The organism is Pelagihabitans pacificus (assembly GCF_009371985.2).
Lineage (GTDB): Bacteria > Bacteroidota > Bacteroidia > Flavobacteriales > Flavobacteriaceae > Pelagihabitans > Pelagihabitans pacificus.
Genome location: NZ_VIKU02000002.1, coordinates 512,139 through 531,359 on the forward strand (window position 1 = coordinate 512,139; position 19,221 = coordinate 531,359).

General features: G+C 44.1%; 23 protein-coding genes. 11 read left to right on the forward strand and 12 right to left on the reverse strand.

Translation table 11 applies throughout. The features are described 5' to 3' along the window. Window positions 1–34: 34 nt before the first annotated feature. Window positions 35–2,422 (reverse strand): outer membrane beta-barrel family protein, encoded by a 2,388-nt coding sequence (locus FK220_RS09575; protein WP_152574085.1) that lies wholly within the window; start codon window positions 2,420–2,422, stop codon window positions 35–37. A 233-nt stretch (window positions 2,423–2,655) separates the two neighbouring features. On the opposite strand from FK220_RS09575, the gene FK220_RS09580 reads away from it, so the two are divergent. From FK220_RS09580 to FK220_RS09590, 3 genes are read left to right on the forward strand one after another with little or no spacing between them, the layout of a single operon-like run. Further along, complete coding sequence (locus FK220_RS09580) at window positions 2,656–3,663, forward strand: sensor histidine kinase (RefSeq protein ID WP_152574086.1); 1,008 nt, start codon at window positions 2,656–2,658, stop codon at window positions 3,661–3,663. After that, entirely contained in the window at window positions 3,660–4,355 is a 696-nt protein-coding gene (locus FK220_RS09585) for a LytR/AlgR family response regulator transcription factor (RefSeq protein ID WP_152574087.1), read from the forward strand. Before FK220_RS09580 ends, FK220_RS09585 begins: the two co-directional genes overlap by 4 nt. 32 nt (window positions 4,356–4,387) lie before the next feature. Beyond that, window positions 4,388–5,272 (forward strand): dienelactone hydrolase family protein, encoded by an 885-nt coding sequence (locus tag FK220_RS09590; RefSeq protein ID WP_152574088.1) that lies wholly within the window; start codon window positions 4,388–4,390, stop codon window positions 5,270–5,272. 56 nt (window positions 5,273–5,328) lie between these two features. On the opposite strand, the gene FK220_RS09595 is transcribed toward FK220_RS09590, so the two are convergent. Beyond that, window positions 5,329–5,493, reverse strand: a complete 165-nt coding sequence (locus FK220_RS09595; protein ID WP_166204851.1) for a hypothetical protein — start codon at window positions 5,491–5,493, stop codon at window positions 5,329–5,331. A 301-nt stretch (window positions 5,494–5,794) separates the two neighbouring features. Between FK220_RS09595 and FK220_RS09600 the strand changes: the two genes are divergently transcribed. The 3 genes from FK220_RS09600 to FK220_RS09610 are packed head-to-tail and all read left to right on the forward strand — an operon-like array spanning window position 5,795 to window position 7,815. After that, the gene (locus FK220_RS09600; protein ID WP_152574089.1) at window positions 5,795–6,586 is read left to right on the forward strand and encodes a patatin-like phospholipase family protein; all 792 of its coding nucleotides are present in this window, start codon (window positions 5,795–5,797) and stop codon (window positions 6,584–6,586) included. Between the two features lie 32 nt (window positions 6,587–6,618). Further along, window positions 6,619–7,512 carry a DnaJ C-terminal domain-containing protein gene (locus FK220_RS09605; RefSeq protein WP_152574090.1) on the forward strand — a complete coding sequence of 298 codons (894 nt, stop codon included), beginning with the start codon at window positions 6,619–6,621 and terminating at the stop codon, window positions 7,510–7,512. 9 nt (window positions 7,513–7,521) lie between these two features. Next, window positions 7,522–7,815, forward strand: a complete 294-nt coding sequence (locus tag FK220_RS09610) for a chaperone modulator CbpM (protein WP_152574091.1) — start codon at window positions 7,522–7,524, stop codon at window positions 7,813–7,815. Here the strand turns inward: FK220_RS09610 and FK220_RS09615 are convergent. The 3 genes from FK220_RS09615 to FK220_RS09625 all read right to left on the reverse strand — a co-directional run bounded on the left by FK220_RS09615 (window position 7,812) and on the right by FK220_RS09625 (window position 9,858). Next, window positions 7,812–8,759, reverse strand: a complete 948-nt coding sequence (locus tag FK220_RS09615; protein WP_152574092.1) for a L,D-transpeptidase — start codon at window positions 8,757–8,759, stop codon at window positions 7,812–7,814. The genes FK220_RS09610 and FK220_RS09615 overlap by 4 nt on opposite strands. Before the next feature lie 5 nt (window positions 8,760–8,764). Then, on the reverse strand, window positions 8,765–9,034 hold the full coding sequence (locus tag FK220_RS09620) for a heavy-metal-associated domain-containing protein (RefSeq protein WP_152574093.1): 270 nt from the start codon (window positions 9,032–9,034) through the stop codon (window positions 8,765–8,767). A 68-nt stretch (window positions 9,035–9,102) separates the two neighbouring features. Beyond that, window positions 9,103–9,858, reverse strand: a complete 756-nt coding sequence (locus FK220_RS09625; RefSeq protein ID WP_152574094.1) for an LOG family protein — start codon at window positions 9,856–9,858, stop codon at window positions 9,103–9,105. Window positions 9,859–10,032: 174 nt separating this feature from the next. On the opposite strand from FK220_RS09625, the gene FK220_RS09630 reads away from it, so the two are divergent. From FK220_RS09630 to FK220_RS09645, 4 genes are read left to right on the forward strand one after another with little or no spacing between them, the layout of a single operon-like run. Then, window positions 10,033–10,836 (forward strand): MlaE family ABC transporter permease, encoded by an 804-nt coding sequence (locus FK220_RS09630; protein ID WP_238718968.1) that lies wholly within the window; start codon window positions 10,033–10,035, stop codon window positions 10,834–10,836. A gap of 4 nt (window positions 10,837–10,840) precedes the next feature. Further along, entirely contained in the window at window positions 10,841–11,635 is a 795-nt protein-coding gene (locus FK220_RS09635) for an ABC transporter ATP-binding protein (RefSeq protein ID WP_152574095.1), read from the forward strand. Window positions 11,636–11,639: 4 nt separating this feature from the next. After that, window positions 11,640–12,623, forward strand: a complete 984-nt coding sequence (locus FK220_RS09640) for an MlaD family protein (protein ID WP_152574096.1) — start codon at window positions 11,640–11,642, stop codon at window positions 12,621–12,623. A gap of 6 nt (window positions 12,624–12,629) precedes the next feature. Then, window positions 12,630–13,430, forward strand: coding sequence for a hypothetical protein (locus FK220_RS09645; protein WP_152574097.1), 801 nt, complete (start codon window positions 12,630–12,632; stop codon window positions 13,428–13,430). 19 nt (window positions 13,431–13,449) lie between these two features. On the opposite strand, the gene FK220_RS09650 is transcribed toward FK220_RS09645, so the two are convergent. Genes FK220_RS09650 through FK220_RS09675 form a run of 6 tightly spaced genes read right to left on the reverse strand, consistent with a single transcriptional unit; the run spans window position 13,450 to window position 17,285 of the window. Next, window positions 13,450–14,550, reverse strand: a complete 1,101-nt coding sequence (locus FK220_RS09650) for a DUF6544 family protein (RefSeq protein ID WP_152574098.1) — start codon at window positions 14,548–14,550, stop codon at window positions 13,450–13,452. Between the two features lie 30 nt (window positions 14,551–14,580). Beyond that, a complete protein-coding gene (locus tag FK220_RS09655; RefSeq protein WP_152574099.1) occupies window positions 14,581–15,504 on the reverse strand; it encodes a hypothetical protein in 924 nt (307 codons plus the stop codon). Beyond that, window positions 15,494–16,090, reverse strand: coding sequence for a CDP-alcohol phosphatidyltransferase family protein (locus FK220_RS09660; protein ID WP_152574100.1), 597 nt, complete (start codon window positions 16,088–16,090; stop codon window positions 15,494–15,496). The genes FK220_RS09655 and FK220_RS09660 overlap by 11 nt, the downstream gene beginning before the upstream one ends. 2 nt (window positions 16,091–16,092) lie before the next feature. After that, window positions 16,093–16,608, reverse strand: coding sequence for a hypothetical protein (locus FK220_RS09665; RefSeq protein ID WP_152574101.1), 516 nt, complete (start codon window positions 16,606–16,608; stop codon window positions 16,093–16,095). Window positions 16,609–16,611: 3 nt separating this feature from the next. Continuing rightward, on the reverse strand, window positions 16,612–16,827 hold the full coding sequence (locus tag FK220_RS09670; RefSeq protein WP_238718969.1) for a hypothetical protein: 216 nt from the start codon (window positions 16,825–16,827) through the stop codon (window positions 16,612–16,614). Window positions 16,828–16,835: 8 nt separating this feature from the next. Further along, entirely contained in the window at window positions 16,836–17,285 is a 450-nt protein-coding gene (locus tag FK220_RS09675) for a hypothetical protein (RefSeq protein WP_152574102.1), read from the reverse strand. Between the two features lie 158 nt (window positions 17,286–17,443). On the opposite strand from FK220_RS09675, the gene FK220_RS09680 reads away from it, so the two are divergent. Further along, window positions 17,444–18,289: a universal stress protein gene (locus FK220_RS09680; RefSeq protein ID WP_152574103.1), complete on the forward strand. Its 846-nt coding sequence runs from the start codon at window positions 17,444–17,446 to the stop codon at window positions 18,287–18,289. A 36-nt stretch (window positions 18,290–18,325) separates the two neighbouring features. Here FK220_RS09680 and FK220_RS09685 read toward each other — a convergent pair whose 3' ends face one another. Further along, window positions 18,326–19,219 carry an SDR family NAD(P)-dependent oxidoreductase gene (locus FK220_RS09685; RefSeq protein ID WP_152574104.1) on the reverse strand — a complete coding sequence of 298 codons (894 nt, stop codon included), beginning with the start codon at window positions 19,217–19,219 and terminating at the stop codon, window positions 18,326–18,328. Window positions 19,220–19,221: the final 2 nt, after the last annotated feature.

Below are 19,221 nucleotides of genomic sequence, written 5' to 3' on the forward strand. Positions count from 1 at the left end.
GATTCAAACGCTACTACAAGATAATCCATAATTATCAAAACCGTCTCCGTTGTCCGGAATACTGCATGGCTTCTCCCTTACCAAAACCATAGCTGAATCCGAAGGCGACAAATGTGCCCCGTAGTCGTCGGCTAAAGACCTCGAAATCGGTCTGGACAATTTCGGTTTCATTGATTCGCGAAGCGAAAAGGTCCCGTACGCTCAGGTTCAATACAGCCTTCCCTTTAAGGATATTCTTTCGAAGACCCAAATCCATAAACAGAAAGTCGTTTCGTACCCCCTGAACCGTTTTTACCCGTGATCGATAGTTTCCGATGGTCTCCAATTCGAAATCGGCCGGTAGCTTAAGTTTGGCCATTACTTTTGAGGACCATTGGTTTCCGTCAAAATCGAACACCGTGCTATTAAAAATACCTTCCCTTTTAAATTGGCTATAGTTAAAATCCCCATTGAGGGTCATCCATTTAAACGGACTGTACTTCGTGTTGAATTCGATTCCTGTTACATTATTTGTACCGATGTTTTCGGGTCTGACCGTATTGACGTTGTTTTCAAAGATCGATACCCGTTCGATGACATCGGTCGTATAGCGTTGGTAGATGCCAAAATTCAAGGAAGCCTTTCCTAGTATGTAAATGCTGGTTAATTCATACGAATCGGTAAACTCGGGCTGTAACCCCGGGTTCCCCTGACGGATACTAAAATTGTTCCTGATATTAAAAAAAGGATTCAAATCCCAAAGCCTTGGTCGATACACCCTTCTTGAATAGCCCGCCTGTAAAGAAATCCTATCGGTAAATTTATAGGAGGTGTGAAAGCTTGGGAAAAGATTGGTATAATTCTGGTCGTTGGTCTCATTGGTGGTGGCAAGCAGTGTATTCAAATCGGTCTGCTCTAATCGCACACCCCCTTTTACTCCCCATTTCTTACCTTCATAGGCTGCGGTTGTATAAAGCCCCAACACATTTTGGTCAAACTCAAAGACGTTGGTAAGTCCGGGGTCTACCACAAAGCTACCCCCCACCAAATCGGACACTTCAAAATCGTTGCTTACGTCGTTCAAGACGTATTGGGCACCTGTCTCCAAACTCCACTTTTCCGAAAATGGGCGAGTGTAGTCCAATTTAAAGGTGAAGACCGATTCCTTGAAGTCGGTCCGGGTCTTCTGTTCGGCATCGTTGGAATCCCCGCTGATAGTCGTATTCACAAAATCCGAGGATTGATCTTTTCCAAAAAAATTGCCCAATGAGCTAAAAACAAGGTTATGGTCCTCATCACCCTTAAAGTCTTTCTTGTATTGTAGCTCAAATTGAAGTTTTGGGTTTTCCGCTTCGGTTACCTCTGTACGAAGCCATTCCGAGGTTACGGTGTTAGTGGCATCCACGGCGCTAAAATTGATCGTCGAGGGCTGATCTTCCAGCTCCAGGGCAAAATTACCGGAAAGCGTTAACACGCTGCTCTCATTGATATAATAGTCGGTACCCAATACAAAGTTGTAATACGTCTCGTTGCGGAATTCCGTACCGGTCGACAAAATAGTGGTGTTGTTCACCAAATCGACATTTCGGTTTTCGGTATCGTTGGGCAATTCCCGCAGTCCAAAACCCAACTGACTGAATAAATTGAATTTTTCGCCTCTCCGATTGAGACTTACCCCGATACTATGCGCATCGGGGGCTCCTGTATTCACTGAAACGGAACCGTTTAGTCCCTTTCGTTGTTCCTTTTTTATAACAATATTGATAATACCCGAAGTACCTTCCGCATCGTATTTGGCCGACGGATTGGTAATCACCTCTACCCTATCGATCATATCGGCGGTAATGGTTCCCAAAGTGTTTCCTTCCTCGCTTGCGATTACCGAGGGTTTCCCATTGATCAATATTTGCACACCTTGACTTCCCCGCAAACTGATTTGGCCCTCGATATTTACATTCACAGAGGGTACATTGTTCAACACATCCAAGGCACTGGCCCCGGTACTGCTCAAATCCTTACCAACGTTGAATACTCGCTTATCGAGCTTGAACTCCGTTCTTGAAACCTCTCCCTCGACCACAACTTCTTCGAGCTGTTGTGCATCTTCTGACAGAGCAATAATCCCAAGATCTATATTCTTGGTGTCGGCAACAGGCTGTCCGAACGTTTTATTGGCAAATCCTATGAAACTAATTTCAATATAGAAATTGGTGGCGGTGGTCTCCAAAACGAAACTGCCATCGTCCAAAGTAGTGGTTCCCGTAATAGGTTTTTTTGTCTCGTTATCCGCTACCATCACGGTGGCGAAGGCTATCGGCTGCTCCGTACCCTCCTCTACCACCTTGCCTAATATCGTCACGGTACGCTCCTGGGCCAACCCATTTGCACAAAACAAGAGCAACAGGAATATCAGGGTACAAGAAGCTTTAAGATTACATTTCATACGGTACATTTCTTTTTACTTCAAAATTGGAGGTATATAAACCCAATTAAAAACAAAATCCCCTGAACGACAGGGGCAGGATGGTCATCAGCATACTTTTCCGTAATTTATGGTGAAAATGTCGTTTAGGGGATTCTAATGGTCGTTTGGAATATCGATTTTTAGACACTGAGGGAGAAGCCTTAGCTTTGAAACAACGAACCCGTCTTGAATTCAATAGAAAAATATAAAACTTGATCGCTAGAAAAGAGCTGTTGTTTCAGTTTGTATTGCACTTGGTAGTGCTGTTGTTCTATGCATTCGATCGGAACGACCCGGGTATCGATTGGCCCCAAGTTGCCTTTTTCACCAATTATGCCTTGGCCTCCGCTTTTATTACGTATTTCTTGATGCCGCGCCTCTTATACCGCAAAAAGTACTGGTTGTTTTTTGGTGCCGTCCTTTTGGTGATTACGGGGGTGATTATTATCGAAGAACTCTTCCTGGAAAAAATATTCTATCCGGGCACGAGAAAGGCAGAGAACTTTCCGGGAATTTATTTCACCTTGGTCGATGTGCTACCGGTTATGGCAATTTTGTCGGGCTTTAAATTTGGATGGGATGCACTTCAAAAGCAAGAGCAAATCGATGAACTTAAAAATACCGTTCAGGAGAGTGAGCTGCAGTTCCTGCGATCACAAATCAATCCACATTTTTTGTTTAACAACCTGAACAACCTATACTCCTATGCCTTGGAAGGGTCTATTAAAACCCCGGAAATAATTCTGGAGTTAAGTAGCGTACTCCGCTATATGCTGTACGAGTGCAAAGAAAAATTTGTCCCCTTGACCAAAGAAATCGAACAGTTGCATAACTTTATAAAACTCAATAAGCTACAGATCGAGCACAGAGGAACCATCAATTTTAAAACCCTGCATATTCATGCGGACTATAAAATTGCGCCCTTAATTTTGATTGTCTTTATAGAAAATGCCTTCAAGCACAGTCAATCCGGACAATCAAAGGATATAGAAATCGATATAGAAGTAAGCATGGCCGGCAATAAGTTGCAATTTAAATGTATCAATAACCATGAGGCCACAAAGGGGTTGGATACCGTTGCACAGGGCATTGGCCTGGAAAACGTGAAAAAACGATTGCAATTGATCTACCCCGATCGCCATACCTTGAATATACATGAGGGGCCTAACAGTTATGAAGTACGATTGACCCTTGAATTGGAAAAAATGAACTTGGCATGAACTGTATTATCATCGAAGATCAACCTCCCGCACAACGGATTCTTAAAAAGTTCATAGAGGATGTGGGCACGCTACAATTGACCGGGATTTTCCCCGATGCGCTACAGGCGGTGGAATATTTGAAGACGAATAAGGTCGATTTGTTGTTTTTAGACATTCATTTGCCCAAAATATCCGGAATCGAGTTTTTGCGTACGATGCCCCACCGACCGCATGTTATTTTAACCACTGCGTTCCCTGACTACGCTTTGGAGGGCTACGATCTAAATGTAGTCGACTATTTATTAAAACCTTTTTCCTTTCAACGATTTTTACAGGCAGTTGCCAAAGTGCCTAGCGTACAGGAAGCGATACGCAACAGTACGGAAAATCAACCATCCAGAGAAGAAATCTATATAAAGTCGGGCCATGAACACGTGAAAATAGCGATACAGGATATTTTTTATTTGCACTCCGACTCCGATTATACCGAGATACACACCGCTACGAAGAAATTATTATCAACCGAACCATTACGCTTTTGGTTACAGGTACTGGAGCAACATTCATTTTCCCGTGTGCACAAGTCGTATATTATCAATACCCGGAAAATCGAACGTATCTCAGGAAATTTGATATATATGGCCCCTAATTTTAAAATTCCCGTAGGGAGGGCCTTCAAAGAGGACTTTATGAAAAAAATACTAACTTAAGGCACATGGCCGCCTACTAAAACCCTATACAGATGAAAGAGATTAAAAAGGAAGACATTACGCAAGAGGTGTTCGACCTCTATGACGACTATGCCCATAATCGGGTCAGCAGGAGGCTATTTTTGGATAAATTATCCACTTATGCCGTCGGCGGTCTCACCGTTTCCTCACTCCTGAGTTTTATCTCACCTGATTACGTAAAGAAAATTCAAATAACACAAGACGACCCACGTTTAAAATCCGAATTCATCGATTATGAATCACCAAAGGGTGGAGGTTCTATAAAGGGCTTGCTTTCCAGGCCTGCCGATGCAACGGGAAAGCTTCCGGGAATCGTGGTAGTACATGAAAATCGTGGCTTGAATCCACATATCGAAGACGTGGGAAGGCGTGCCGCACTGGCTGGGTTTATCTCGTTGGCCCCGGATGCCTTGACCCCATTGGGTGGTTACCCTGGCAATGATGATGATGGTCGTGAATTACAGCGCAAAAGGGATCGCAATGAGATGCTGGAGGATTTTATCGCGGCATTCGAGTATTTAAAAGCACATCCCGATTGTACCGGTAAAGTGGGTGTCGTAGGTTTTTGTTTTGGAGGCTGGATTTCGAATATGATGGCGGTAAAAGTACCCGACTTGGGTGCGGCGGTGCCCTTTTACGGCGGACAGCCCAAGGAGGATATCGATAAAATCAATGCTCCTCTACTCCTTCATTTTGGGGAATTGGACAAAAGGGTCAACGAAGGATGGCCTGCTTATGAAGCAGCGCTTAAAGAATATGGCAAAGAATATAAGGCCTACATGTACGAGGGAGCAAACCATGGTTTTCACAACGATACCACGCCCAGGTACGACCGGGAAGACGCAGAATTGGCATGGAAGCGAACCATCGACTTTTTTCAAGAAAAACTAGGATAATTGGCACACTAATCACTATCACACCTCTGCCGAAAGAGGTGTGTTTTACCGAAAAATCAGGTACCCTTTTTGTTTCGCCTTTCCTTCGGTTTTCTTGACCAAACCAAGAAAAATATAAAGGCAACGATCGTAAGTACCACCAAGGCAGCACCCAAGAAGTAAGTCTCTTCGTTCGTTTGTGTTTCCGCAAACCCTTTTATCTGAGTAACAAGTGTTTTCATCGTTTGTTTGTTTTATCACTTTCAAAAATTGCCCGTTTTTGTCAAGAGGCACACCTTCCATGGGTGGATATTCAAAACTATAGGTCATACGCTATATTAACTATGACGAATGTCAGCCCCGCTGTACGTGGGTGGCTTTGTTGATTATATAAAATTTCATTAGCTCCAAAGTTAGGAAGCCCTTCTGCCACCTGACCAATATCATTTCGAAATCGTTACGACAAACCTAGATTTGACAGAAGTATAATTCAGATTCCAGAGGTTCCTCGTATACCACGTCTATCAATAAAATACGCTTGTAATGGAAAACAAAAAAATTGGCTTGGTACTTTCAGGTGGCGGCCATAGAGCTGCCGCCCATGCCGGGGCGCTAAAGGCAATGGAGGAGCATGGTATTTTTCCCGATATCATTTCTGGGACAGGAGCAGGTGCCTTGGTAGGTGCCCTGTATGCGGCCAACCATTCTCCGGATGACATACTGGCCGCCTTTAAGGAAGTGGAAATCTTCAATTTTGCCAGGCATGATCCAAATTTTCAGAACATCATCGACACCGATCTATTTTGCGATATGCTACAAGGGTATCTTCCAGAAGACAGTTTCGAGGCACTGGACAAAAAGGTATTGGTGACCACCACTGATTTGCTTCATGGCTGTGTAAAGGTTTTTGAAGAAGGGCCACTGATCAAGGTTTTACTTGCCTCCATTTCATTTCCCGGACTCTTTCAACCGGTCGACCTAGACAATTCATTGTATATTGATGGCTGCATCCTGGATAACTTTCCCGTTGAACCCATACATGGGAAGTGCGATGTAATTTACGGGGTATATGTGAGTCCTGTGGCCAAAATGGAATTTTCCGATTTTAAGCACACATATACCATTTTGGATAGGGCTTTTCAGTTACCCATGAATCGAAATGCCAAGGAAAAGTTTCCGCTCTGCGATGTGCTAATTTATCCACACCAATTGGGCAATCACAGTCTTTTTGATGCGCAACATTTAAATACTATTTTTGAGATAGGATACAAGACCACCTTGCAAGAATTGAAAAGAAGAAAAGCGCAGATCAACTTTCTAAAAATGAAAAGCTAGTCCAGCTTCGCATCTAAACTAGCGATACTACAATGGAGTTTATAGACTACTACAAGGTATTGGGAATTCAAAAAAAAGCGACCGACGCAGAGGTTAAGAAGGCGTATAGAAAGCTGGCCCGTAAGTATCACCCCGACCTTAATCCAAATGACAAGGAGGCAGAACGCAAGTTCAAACAGATCAACGAAGCAAATGAGGTGCTGAGCGACCCTGAAAAACGGAAAAAATACGACCAGTATGGGAAAGATTGGCAGCATGCCGAGGAGTTTGAAAAACAACGGAAAGCAGGTCGTTCCCAAAGTGGTTTTGGGGGGTATACCTATTCTGGTGGCCAGTCGACGGAAGATTTTTCCGATTTTTTCGAAAGCATGTTCGGGGGTGGCGGTTTCCGTTCTTCCAGGAGAGGAGGGCAGTTTCGTGGCCAGGACTACCAGGCAGAACTACGCTTGAACCTGACCGACACCCTTTCTACCCAAAAGCAGACGCTCACCGTCAATCAAAAAAATATACGAATTACCATTCCCGCTGGTGTGGAAGATGGGCAGACGATTAAAATTTCCGGTCATGGAGGGCCCGGCATCAATAAAGGTCCGGCCGGGGATCTTTACATCACCTTTCATGTAAAGAACAACACCTCTTTTAAACGCGATGGGGCCAATCTGTACAAATCGGTAGAAATACCGTTGACAAAGGCCGTTCTAGGGGGAGACATCACCATTGATACCTTGAGCGGAAAGGTAAAATTGAAAGTAAAGCCGGAAACTGCAAACGGGGCCAAAGTAAAGTTGAAGGGAAAAGGGCTGCCAAAATACAAAAAACAGGGCCAGTTCGGGGATTTGTACATCACCTATGAAGTAAAGATGCCTACCAAACTTACCGAAAGACAAAAAAAACTCTTTCAAGAGCTGGCAGAGACCAACCTTTAAGCAAAACATATGGAGCGGCACTATATACGTATTACCGATTTTTGTAAAAGCCACTACGTCGAGGAGTCTTTTATTTACGAATTGTTCGAATATGAATTGATATCGTTGGAGATCGTCGACGAACAAAAATTCATCCACGAAGCGGAATTACCCCAGTTGGAAAAAATGGTACGACTGTATCGAGACCTGAACATCAATCCGGAGGGCATTGACGCCATTCATCATTTGTTGCGTAAGACCTTATCGATGCAAGAGGAGATAAATCGACTCAGAAGACGCTTGAACCGCCTTGAGGAACCCTAATTACCATAGCCATAAATATCCTTTAAAAGAAATATTACCTGGCCTTCCTCGTAGACCTCCAAATCATAGCGGATTTTAATTTTAGTTCCTATCGGGGCATGGTAATAGATTACCCAGGCATCTGCCTCCTTTGTGCCTATACAACCGTTGGAATAGGCTTTTCCCAAAGTAGCTGGATTGGTCGTAGGGTGAATCATCTGCCCATTTCGAACCCCGTTGATTTCAGTTTCAATCCATGGTATTTGGGGCATCACAGTCGTTTTTCCATCATCCCGTTTCGTTAAAAAGAACTGTTTTCCATCTACCGGATTATAGAAATCAGGTTCCTTCACGTGGGCAACGATGAATCCTTTTCCTTCCTTGGTCCGTAAGTCGGTAATACGGTCGCCGAAGGCCAAGTACCGTTTCCGATTTTGTCCTACCCTAATAGGGAAAGTATACAGCAAAACGGAATCTTCATAAATGCGTAATTTAAACTCGGGAATATTAATGTCGATCTCGGTGTTTTCGATGGCTTGCAACAAACGGTTTGCGGTCAATGAATCAGGAATGCTGAGATTGCTTCCTTTCGATAATACAACCATTTTCCGCTGGTCGTACACAAACGAATCCCGTTGCTTCATTCGGTAATAATCGGTATTTTTCAAGGTATCGATGACCCAAGGATTGGCTCTGATCAACAGGTGTTCTGAAAGTGGATAGGGGACCAACGAGTCATATCGTGCCACCAAAGAGTCGATATAATCGAAATACTTCGCAACCTCAACATCATGGGGCACCTTGACATTTATTGGTAGTATGCGCTTTTCGATGCTGTCCTGAAGCAATTCCGTTTGGTCGAAGGTATTGTCGACCACACCCGGATTTCGATGGTTACAAGAGCACATAATCAATAAAAGCAACCATTGATACCCTATCTTACGGAGTGGAAATAGCGAAAACATACGATTTAGCCCCCTATTCGCCCCATAGCGCAGCTTACATACGATTTAGCCATTCTTCCCAGGCCATTTTTTTCATTTGCCAAAGGATAGCCCAGCTTAGCAAGTACATCTTTTACCGCATGAAAGTCTTCTTTCCTTTGATAGCCAAAGGAAACCGTACTGGAATCTGTATCGACCGAGACGTTTTCTACCTGTTCCAAAGAATTCAATTTGCCTAAAATGGTGGCTGCACAACCTCCACATTTCAGATTCTGTATTTCAATGGTTGTATGCATATTGATTTTTTTTGAAGTATAAAGGTAGGTATCGGATACGATTCGAAAAATGACATCTATCATAGTGTTTAAGGCCTAGCCTCGCCGAGCCACCAGTGAGTTTTTATGGGTTTCTTTACGAGTCCGAATTTTTTAACGGCATGTTCTTTCAGATGTTCGACCATGTCATCGACCGAATCGGTTAAAAAAAGTAACTTCATATCCTCCTCGTCGATGCTTTCGTGTTCCGCCATGATTTGAATATGCTCGTACAGCTCTTTATGGTATTTTTTTCCAAAGAGTACGACCGGGAAATGAAGAATCATTTTGGTCTGTATCAAGGTCAATGCCTCGAACAACTCATCCAGCGTGCCGATACCGCCGGGCATTACAACAAACGCGTAAGAATACTTCAAAAGCAAAAACTTGCGAACGAAAAAGTATGGAATATCGATCCATTTGTGCAAATAGGGATTGGCCTCCTGTTCCTGCGGTAAGATGATATTACATCCTATGGAATATCCGTTGTTCACATACGCCCCTTTGTTGGCCGCCTCCATGATGCCGGGACCACCTCCGGTCATCACCGAAAAACCAAGCTCCGACAATGCTTTGCCGACTTCCTCGGCCAGTTTGTAATAGGGATTGGAGGCATCAAATCGCGCAGAGCCAAAAACCGTCACGCAGGGACCCACAAAATGCAGTTTCCGAAAGGCCCGGATAAAATTATACTGCACCTTAAAAGTGAACCATAATTCCCTAAATCGGTTTCGAGGCCCCTTCAAAAAAGCACGTTCGGAGCGCGGATGCAATCCGTTGTTATTTCGCTGAATGTTGTTCTTCATAGGGTACGGTTATTCAAAATAGATGTTCAACCGAAAACAGGTTTTGAATCTGCTTACAAACTCGGTTTACCGCTAAAATTAGTTAGTTGGCCTAAGGCCAAAAATGACCATGGTCATAGTGCAGACTATGATATTGGTCATTTCAAAGCCTAAGAGGTCGCACTATATTTGAGTATGCCGGAGAAAGCAACAGTTATCGGTTTACAGCAACAAATGGCCGACCGGATAAAACTATTTTTTATCCAAATCGGTGACCTCTCCTATTTTGCCGGTCGTTTTTTCAAAGAGGTATTGAGGCCTCCTTTCGAGTTTAGGGAATTATTGCGGCAGTGCTATCAAATGGGCAACCGCTCGCTCATGCTGGTGGGTATTACCGGTTTTATCATTGGGCTGGTTCTTACCCTTCAATCCAGACCCACCTTGATTCAATTTGGCGCGGTTTCATGGATGCCCAATATGGTTGGGATTTCCATCGTTAGGGAAATCGGCCCGGTCATTACCGCCCTCATTTGTGCGGGGCGAATCGCCTCCGGTATCGGAGCGGAGTTAGGGTCTATGAGAGTTACCGAACAAATAGATGCCATGGAAGTGTCCGGTACCAATCCTTTTAAGTATTTGGTGGTGACCCGAATTTTAGCCACGACCTTAATGCTGCCGTTATTGGTGGTCTTTGGCGATCTGGTTGCGCTATACGGTTCCGCATTGGTCGAAAATCTTAAGGGGGATGTCTCTTTTCAACTTTATTTCAATACCGTTTTCGACGCCTTGGCCTATGGTGATCTGGTGCCTGCCACCGTTAAATCGTTCTTTTTCGGATTTGTGATCGGTCTGGTAGGTTGCTACAAAGGGTATTATAGTAAAAAGGGAACTGCTGGTGTGGGCTACGCCGCGAATACCGCAGTCGTAATGGCCTCATTACTCCTGTTTGTCGTAGACTTTATTGCCGTTTTTGTATCTGACATCTTTTATGAACTTTAAAATCATGAATAAGGAAGAAGTAATCGATACCGCCCATACCGCAACACCTGGCACAGGTAATGAAAGAAATGCCGTGATACGCATTCGCGATGTGTACAAAAGTTTTGGGGACAATCATGTGCTCAATGGTTTTAATATGGTGCTTTATGAGGGAGAGAATTTAGTGGTCATGGGCAAATCGGGTTCGGGAAAGTCTGTCATGATTAAATGCTTGGTCGGACTCATGGCGCCCGATAGCGGCTATATTGAAGTCATGGGGAAAGAAATTGCCACCCTCGATCATGAAACGCTCGACATACTCCGATCGGATATCGGATTTCTTTTTCAGGGCAGTGCATTGTACGATTCGATGACGGTACGTGAAAACTTGGAATTTCCCATGCGAAGGCACAAAGAGAAGTTGGGAGTGATCGATGATACCACACCCTTGGTACTGGAAGCCCTTGAAAATGTAGGCCTTGCCCATGCCATCGACCTGATGCCTGCCGAACTTTCAGGAGGGATGAAACGAAGGGTAGCCCTCGCACGTACCTTGATCTTAAAGCCTAAAATCATTCTGTACGATGAGCCTACCAGCGGTCTTGATCCCATTACCGCCAAGGAAATTATTGAATTGATGCGCTCCATTCAAAAGAAATATGGCACTTCTTCCTTGATCATTACCCATGATGTAGATTGTGCCCGGGTGATATCGGAGCGAATGATCCTATTGGTAGACGGTATCAACTATGCCGAAGGCACCTATGACGTACTATCGAAATCGACCGATCCAAAAGTAGACGCTTTCTTTAAAAAATAAGACCATGGCAAAGACAACATTGGAAAACTTAAAATTGGGAATTTTTGTCGTTTTGGGTACCGTGCTATTGCTAGTAGCCTCCTATCTAATCGGCAATCGGCAAAATATGTTCGGCAGGACCTTTCCGGTCACCGCTGTTTTTAAAAATGCGAACGGACTACAAAACGGGAACAACGTTCGATTCTCGGGAATCAGCGTGGGAACCGTAAACAAAATTGAAATGGTCAATGATACGGCTATTAGGGTGCACATGATCATCGAGGAAAAAATGAAGCCGCACATTAAAAAAGATGCGGTTGCCATGATCGGTTCCGATGGTCTGGTGGGGAGTATGCTGGTCAACATTGTTCCGGGAAGTGGAAACGCCCCAGTGATCCAACCTGGTGATGAGCTTCAATCTTATAGTAAGGTAGCGACCCAGGACATGCTTAGTACGCTGAACGTGACCAACGAAAATGCGGCCTTGCTTACCTCCGACCTCTTAAAGGTGACCCAATCGTTGATTCGGGGAGAGGGTACCTTGGGTAGGTTGCTCAACGATACGCTCATGGCGTCGGAACTACAACAAACCATCAGCAATTTGAAATATACCAGCAACCAAGCGAACACCGCGATCTCCGAATTGAACGAAATCATTGCCAGTATTGATTTTGAGGAGAGTGCGGCCGGGGTACTGCTGAGTGATACGGTCTCAGGAGGAAAAATGCGAAACATCATTGGCAATTTGGAGACTTCCAGTACCGAAATTGAAAAAATGGTCTTGGATTTGAACAGCGTGGTCAAAGAATTAAAGGAAGGGGATGGTGCTCTCCCTTATCTAACGAAGGACTCTCTGTTGGTGGGGCAATTGGAAAATACCATGCGAAATATTGAACAAGGTACTGAACGTTTCAATGAAAATATGGAAGCCCTAAAACATAATTTTTTGACCCGAAGGTATTTCAAAAGGCAGGAAAAACAACGGGTAAAGGAATCAAGGAACCAATAGCATAAGATGACCGACAAGACCTTACTACAAATAAGCTATGCCATCGTATTCCTCGCCGCCAGCTCCTGCATTATCAGTATCTACGACAACAGTATCTATCAGGATGGTGAATGGGCCAATGCCCAACTACTGGGGCAGGATATCGTTACCCTGTCCATCATAGTGCCCCTGCTGTTCGTCTCCTCGCGACAAGCCTTTCTGGAACAGCGATGGAAATGGCGGATGGTTCTTGGGGGCATCCTGTTTTACTTTGTATATACGTACGCATTTTTCATGTTCGTTACTTCCCTTACCTTCCTATACTTTTTTCACCTGCCCATATTCGGTCTATCCATTATGGGCTTCTTTGGAATAGTAGCAAAGCTTTTCCAAGAAGATTTTGGGCTGGTCTGCTACCATAAATTCGCAAAAGGAGCGGCCATCGGTTTTCTGCTCTTGATTTCCCTGATGTTGGGCTTTCTTTGGTTATCGGATATTATCTCCCATTTGACCGTTGAAGGACACCGTTCCGATACCCCGGATGGGGAGCCGCTCTTGATTGTTTATTCTTTGGACCTATCGTTAGTGGTGCCCCTGATGCTCTTGGCAGTCTTCGGTCTATGGAGAAGAAGGCGCTACGGATATCTGCTTGCGGGAATTATGCTCACTAAAGCCGCCACCATTGGTTTCGCCTTAATGGGCATGTCCTTGGCCCTGTACATCAAAAAATTGAGTTTGGATGTATTCCTTATGATATGCTGGTTTATTCTGGGGATTATGGGAACACTGACCGCACTATTATATCTACGGAAACTACGGCGAATCTGAATCTTATTTAAGAGACTGTTTAAAAAGGTTTCGTAAGATTATATTCCAAGTCGGTAATCTCTGGTCGTAACCACTCAAAATCTCCCTCCTTCAATTTCCAAATGACCGCGCATTTATAGGGAATTTTAATGCCTTCAAATTCGTTAAAGGCCACTGCTTCAATACGCCAGGTTTCCAAAGAGGCATCCTCCCCTCCTCCATAATAACGCGGTGCCTCAAAGGAAATCATCGCTCCTTCCGAAGTAAACTGAAATACTCCTGAAACTTCGTACCCCCCTATAGACAAACTTGCCTTTGCAGAAGAGGCATCCAACGCTTGCCAGCTGATATTTTTATGGAGGGCAGCCGATGGAAACCAACATATTTCCGCCAAGTACCGAAGTGCCGCGCCGGTATTGATTTTGTCATTGTTCCCTTCATGTACGACCGGTATCACGGATGCCAATTTGATCAGCATGTCACCTTTGCCATTCCGCAGTTTGTCCCTTCCCAGCGTTTTTACCATGGGCATGGCCCGAACCTCCGTCGACCATATGAACGATGTTCGCTCCATGTCAACATATTGTGTTGCTGTAAAAGGCATCCATGCACCGTCTGGTTTGTTTCGCACGCTACCCCTTTGCTTTAACCGTACCGATCGGGCCCACGTTTTCCCAACAACACCGGTATGACGCAACCACCGTTGCACAATCGGGGGTAAATCATTCAAATCGTTTTCCCTTACAATACGTGCGTCCCGTGACTCAATGTCTTGCAACAATTCCATGGTTTCGGCTCGCACCATCCGATGAAATCGATAGGTTCCAAAACCGGGAATAGCCACTAACAGAATGAGTAAATTGGCCAGGGTGCCAAAACGGGCATCCTTCCAAACCATGATAATCAATAGCTGGGAAAGTAACGCGGCCACCAGGCACAGAATGGCCCAGTAGTCTTTCTTGAGAAGAAAAAATACAAGGGTCGTCAAAAACAACACGGTGGCAAACAACCAGAGCATTCCGATCGGTTTTGAAATGCTCTGGGTCAACGCACTTATTTCTTTCAATTGAAACGCTTTCACGAAACCCATTAGATGAATGAGTCCGTGAATGGCCAGAATAACAGCGAATACTATTCTCATGGTATACAGAGTTGATACTTTTACCAAATTTCATGAAATTTCAAAATGCCGAAGTACCCTTAAGGCCCTCAACGTATTCCATCGACTGGGTTTACCCGCCTTTTCCATATCAAAATAGGTCTGTCCGGGATGTTTCGCCTGCACGTTCCAGGTACCTTCCTTGTTTCTCTTCCGTAACAAAACATCAAGAGCGGGCCGCATACGATCATCCCAGGCTACCCCGGCATGCCGAAAGTAATCCAATGCACTGAGGATATCGTACCTCCAGCGTCTTGGATAGGACAACCGCAGAAAATCCTTGTTGATTATTTTACCTGTTCTATCCGAGAGATACAAGCGATGTAGTAGCATGAATTCCTGTGAAGCGGTCAGGGCCAGTGCTACTTCTTTTTTTCGATACGAATACCTGTTTTGGAGGTACTCTGTCATCCCTTCGGCCACCGAAAGCGTGCTGTGAAGTGAGCTGTGCACGCAGCCGGAACGGTTCGAACGGCAGTTAAACCCTCCATCGGGCATCTGTTCCTTCAAGAGGCAATCGATGACCGATTCCAATTGAGCTCCATCCGCTTTAAAGTAGCTGGCATAATTCAGGAACATTCCGTTTACACAGACATCGCTTTTTTGGGCTTGAAGGAGTCGAATTCCACCATCCTCCGCTAGGCACGTATTCAGTATCATATCGATAGATTCCTTAATCAATCTATTATCGGTAGGAAAACAAAGATTTCGAAGGTCTAAAAGCGTGTAATGGGACGAAGTCCATTTAGGGTAGTAGAACTCCCTTCCCCAATGTCCGTTTTCCTTTCTTTCAGACAATAATCGCGCACCCCAACCTTCTTGGGCAATTCTATCTTGCAGATTGGGTCTTTCCGAGGACAACAGGTCGCGATGTACCTGATATTGTATGGCTACATCGCCTTTTAGAAGCCATGCCCGTATGGTATCATGGTTCATTTTTGATTTGTATTCTTCTTTCATCCCTTAAGGCCCAGTAAATTCCCTTGACATCCTTTACCCAAATATCATACATATAAATAAGGGTAATTTCTTCGATCGTTTCCAATACCCCGATGATAATCATACCATAAAATAGCCAGTAGACCGGGCCAAAGAACAACAACCATAGGATAAATACACTTTGCACCACCGCCGAAGTTTTGGCCAGGTAGGTGTGAAAGGCGGTCGCTTTACCATACTTTCGAAAGGCAAGCACCATTTGAATGAGATAGGGAACAAAGGCAACCGCAATTAAAAGAAGGTTTTCCCTAATAAACTCGTTTTCAAATAACCATAGGCCGATTAGTCCCATAATAAGGGTTAGCTGATCGCCTATGGAGTCTAATTGGGAACCTCGTGCACTGGAAATTTTCAATTTTCGAGCCAGAAAGCCATCTACCGCATCCGTGCTATAACTGATCAGTAAAAACCATGTGAACCATTCGCGTTCCCCAAACCATACCAACGCCAAAAGAAGGGGTACCGCTAGAATCCGATAGAACGAGAACCAGTCTGCGATATTAAAGTCTTTTAGTGTAAACATGGTCAAGGGTTTTGATCGAATAGGAGCGCTAGACGATCGGTAATCTTGTTAACATATTGAGGAACATTTTCAATGATCGATTCACCGGTCAAGGCATCCACACCCTCGATTTTATAAGAACCTTCGCCCGAAGTAGCCACCACAACCATACGATTCCTTTGTTCCTTGTTCTCTTCGATAAAGGCCGCCACAGGCTCAGGTGGCTTCCAATTCTCCCAAGTATGCATGATTACGATGGCGTTGAACGCATCCATATCGATTTCAGTCAATTCGTGCACATCGATGACCTTAATGTAGGTTGCGCGGGTTTTGTAATAATTTACAAGCTCCTGGGTGAGGGCGTTTTTAAAGTCGCTGCCCTGGGTAGCGATCAACAGGCTGTTCTCAAGAGCAGGGGTGTTCACTTCGTACGCGGTTACCCGATCCATCGAATACCGTTGTTGGTACCAGAACAGGAAAACAAAAAAAACAACCATCATGACCACGAGTACCGACAGTATTTTTTTCAATCTTTTCATACCCTAAGACAATGAATGGGTTTCCAAATAGTGCTTTAGCATTTGTTGTAAGCCCTCCAAGTAGTCTTTCAAGGTATGCAGGTCGATGGTAGGATGGGCGTCCGATGGAATGGTCATGGGGGTTTCGTCCAAAAATCGATACAGTTCCGGATAATCGGATTCAATCGTATAGGTCAACCGCGTAATTTCGGAAAGAACCGTTCCCAGATTTTCCATCATTCCCCTGTTTAAGTTTCCATCACACTGGTAAGTTCCTCACTATCGATAATGTATTCGGTGATATTAAACACCTCCTTTCGATTGGTCCTGAATAGCTTAACGAAATTGGCTATTTCTTCTTCCAAATGCTCATGTTCCGTTTTAATAACTCCCGCATCCGACCGGTTCGAGTCCTCGACCAAATAACCCAACTGTATCATATGCTTATGGAGTTTTTCCAGCAAATCCTTGCTTTTCACCTTCAACTCGAACAAGTTCGATTTTGTTTTTCCAACAAGATCCAAATTTTCCTTCTTCGTAATCCATATCAAATATTTATCGATTAGATGGTGTAGAAATCGCAGATCATCCTTGTAGAATTCCAGGTCGGATTTCCAATGTTGGGTAATAACATATAGCTCGTCCCATGGACCGTCTTTCAAGAAATCTTCTTCAGTGTTTTTACTTTTTGTAGCCATGATTAAGGGGTTTTACGTTACAACCTTAAATGTAGGGGAGCCTACACCCAATTAAAATGACTAAAGTCATATAAGAAGAACCTGTTAATGATTCATATCATTTTAAATTCGGATTTACCAAAGTAGTTTCACAAAAGCAATTCTAAACATCTTGGATAATGAAGAACATCCTGTATGCAACGGACTATTCCAAAAACTCCATAGCCGCCCTTAAGTTGGCCCATAAATTGGCAACAAGAATGGGATGCAAGTTAATCGTAATGCACGTATTCGACCCCCCGCTTTCACTCGCTAGTACCGTTTCGATGACCTATGTGAAAAAAGAAACCCGGTTGTTTGTAGAACACCGTGACAAATTGAAGGCCTTTTGTTTAGACCATTTGGGCGATGAATGGGAAAATGCCGATTTAAATATTGTGGTGGATGAAAATGTCTCGGCAACCGATAGTATTCTTGAAAATATTGTAAAATTGGACGTAACCATGGTCGTGGTAGGTACTAAAGGCGCAAGTAAACTAAAGGAATTTCTATTGGGAAGTACTACGAAAGCATTGATACGTAAGGCCCCAAGTGCCGTGCTTGCAGTACCGGAAACGTCCGAAGTAGCCCAAATTGAAAATATTATCTATGCCAGTGATTTCGAAAACAGCGATATATTTGCCATTCACCGACTTGTGAAAATCGCCGAACCCTTTCAAGCGACCATCAAATTGCTCCATATCGTCTCCGGGAAGCAAGGGCAGGCAAAGGAACAAATGGAATGGTTCAAGGAAATACTCAAAAGAAAAGTTTCCTATCCAAAAATTGAATTCCACCTCCGGTCTTCGGAAGATTTATTATTTGAACTACAAACGTTTCTTAAAACGGAAAAGGCCGATATGCTGGCCATGTTGGAAAGGGAAAAAAAAGGCATTTTTGGTAAACTTATCCATCGTGATAAGGTTATGCAGACCGTATCGGAGACCACCGTTCCCTTGTTGAGTTTTAGTGTGGGAGCGCTTTAACCCATGACGGGTGTTGGTTTGGACGAGGCAAAATGATTAGGCGTTGACCACGGAGCGATTCCTCTCTGCCGCAATTTTGAATCTTTTATCGTTTACGACCTTTTTACCGCCTATCATTGTAAACTGTTTTCTTATTTTTTCCCTATTGCCCTGAAGGAGCCAACCACTGAACCGAGGAAGGTATCGGGTAGCAAAACTGGTAAAACGCCCTAATGCGGTAAGTGTCACTATATTTTTCCTTTTGATGATCATCGATCGAATGCTTTTGGCAACCGACTCGGGCTTTGCCAACCGAATATTGGTTCTTCTAGGCAAATAAATCCACGTCCCGTCTACATCCAAAATGGCCTTCTTCGGATCATTTTCGGTGAAACCCACAAATGCAGTCCCGACATGTATGTTATCATCACAAAGTTCTATACGCAGGGCATCGGCAAGGGCAGCCTGTGCCATTTTGGAGGCTGAATAAGCGGAGTTATAAGGCATCCCCCTAAATCCGCCCGCACTATTGATAAAAATGAGATGTCCCTTGGTTTTCCTTAAATAAGGAATGGCATATTTACTCAAATAGGCCGATCCAATGAAGTTGGTCCGTATCAGGATATCGAAATTGGTTTCCGCCATCTTCGCTACCGAACCCCTGCTGCTGACAGCGGCATTATTGACCAATATATCGAGTTGTCCATAATAATCAACAGCCTTCTCAATAAGGTAGCTGCACTCCTCCAGATATCTGATATCTGCGGCAAAGGCGGTAACCTCATATCCTTTTTCCTTTAGTTCCGCTTCAGTACGTTCTAATTTATCGAGGTCCCTACCATTCAAGACAACCTTTGCTCCCTTCGATGCAAGGTCGGTTGCGATGGCTTTACCAATACCCATACTGGAGCCGCTTATCAAGACCACTTTATCTTTCAGATAATCTGACATAA

Coding starts and splice junctions, on each gene's coding strand:
- FK220_RS09575 (WP_152574085.1), bottom strand. CDS start 2,422: ATGAAATGTAATCTTAAAGCTTCTTGTACCCTGATATTCCTGTTGCTC.
- FK220_RS09585 (WP_152574087.1), top strand. CDS start 3,660: ATGAACTGTATTATCATCGAAGATCAACCTCCCGCACAACGGATTCTT.
- FK220_RS09590 (WP_152574088.1), top strand. CDS start 4,388: ATGAAAGAGATTAAAAAGGAAGACATTACGCAAGAGGTGTTCGACCTC.
- FK220_RS09595 (WP_166204851.1), bottom strand. CDS start 5,493: ATGAAAACACTTGTTACTCAGATAAAAGGGTTTGCGGAAACACAAACG.
- FK220_RS09600 (WP_152574089.1), top strand. CDS start 5,795: ATGGAAAACAAAAAAATTGGCTTGGTACTTTCAGGTGGCGGCCATAGA.
- FK220_RS09605 (WP_152574090.1), top strand. CDS start 6,619: ATGGAGTTTATAGACTACTACAAGGTATTGGGAATTCAAAAAAAAGCG.
- FK220_RS09610 (WP_152574091.1), top strand. CDS start 7,522: ATGGAGCGGCACTATATACGTATTACCGATTTTTGTAAAAGCCACTAC.
- FK220_RS09615 (WP_152574092.1), bottom strand. CDS start 8,759: ATGTTTTCGCTATTTCCACTCCGTAAGATAGGGTATCAATGGTTGCTT.
- FK220_RS09620 (WP_152574093.1), bottom strand. CDS start 9,034: ATGCATACAACCATTGAAATACAGAATCTGAAATGTGGAGGTTGTGCA.
- FK220_RS09625 (WP_152574094.1), bottom strand. CDS start 9,858: ATGAAGAACAACATTCAGCGAAATAACAACGGATTGCATCCGCGCTCC.
- FK220_RS09630 (WP_238718968.1), top strand. CDS start 10,033: ATGCCGGAGAAAGCAACAGTTATCGGTTTACAGCAACAAATGGCCGAC.
- FK220_RS09635 (WP_152574095.1), top strand. CDS start 10,841: ATGAATAAGGAAGAAGTAATCGATACCGCCCATACCGCAACACCTGGC.
- FK220_RS09640 (WP_152574096.1), top strand. CDS start 11,640: ATGGCAAAGACAACATTGGAAAACTTAAAATTGGGAATTTTTGTCGTT.
- FK220_RS09645 (WP_152574097.1), top strand. CDS start 12,630: ATGACCGACAAGACCTTACTACAAATAAGCTATGCCATCGTATTCCTC.
- FK220_RS09650 (WP_152574098.1), bottom strand. CDS start 14,550: ATGAGAATAGTATTCGCTGTTATTCTGGCCATTCACGGACTCATTCAT.
- FK220_RS09655 (WP_152574099.1), bottom strand. CDS start 15,504: ATGAACCATGATACCATACGGGCATGGCTTCTAAAAGGCGATGTAGCC.
- FK220_RS09660 (WP_152574100.1), bottom strand. CDS start 16,090: ATGTTTACACTAAAAGACTTTAATATCGCAGACTGGTTCTCGTTCTAT.
- FK220_RS09665 (WP_152574101.1), bottom strand. CDS start 16,608: ATGAAAAGATTGAAAAAAATACTGTCGGTACTCGTGGTCATGATGGTT.
- FK220_RS09670 (WP_238718969.1), bottom strand. CDS start 16,827: ATGATGGAAAATCTGGGAACGGTTCTTTCCGAAATTACGCGGTTGACC.
- FK220_RS09675 (WP_152574102.1), bottom strand. CDS start 17,285: ATGGCTACAAAAAGTAAAAACACTGAAGAAGATTTCTTGAAAGACGGT.
- FK220_RS09680 (WP_152574103.1), top strand. CDS start 17,444: ATGAAGAACATCCTGTATGCAACGGACTATTCCAAAAACTCCATAGCC.
- FK220_RS09685 (WP_152574104.1), bottom strand. CDS start 19,219: ATGTCAGATTATCTGAAAGATAAAGTGGTCTTGATAAGCGGCTCCAGT.